General features: G+C 39.0%; 1 pseudogene. It reads right to left on the minus strand.

Annotated features, from left to right (window positions below):
• A pseudogene (locus AAEZ18_RS19330) lies at positions 1 to 185 on the minus strand (site-specific integrase); the annotation flags it as partial.
• Positions 186 to 249: the final 64 nt, after the last annotated feature.

Genomic DNA, 249 nt, shown 5'->3' on the forward strand with positions numbered 1-249 from the left:
GCATCATCTTTATCCAACCAATCTAAGAAAGCTTTTAAGTGCTTAGCTATACTGCGAACAGACTTAACATCTAATGGCTTTCCCGGTTGGCTGGCATGATAAGCGTCACTAAAAGCCTCATTGTCTATTTGATTCTTTTTGAGACTGAAATGACCTTCAAAGCGGTGCATTAAAAATAAGTTCATTTCTTGGCATTCGGTGAAGCGAGTCGGGTGATATAGCACTGGAAAATTAGGTTCTATTTTATCG

Source organism: Pseudoalteromonas sp. 19-MNA-CIBAN-0066 (assembly GCF_040308705.1).
Classification (GTDB): Bacteria; Pseudomonadota; Gammaproteobacteria; order Enterobacterales; family Alteromonadaceae; genus Pseudoalteromonas; species Pseudoalteromonas nigrifaciens.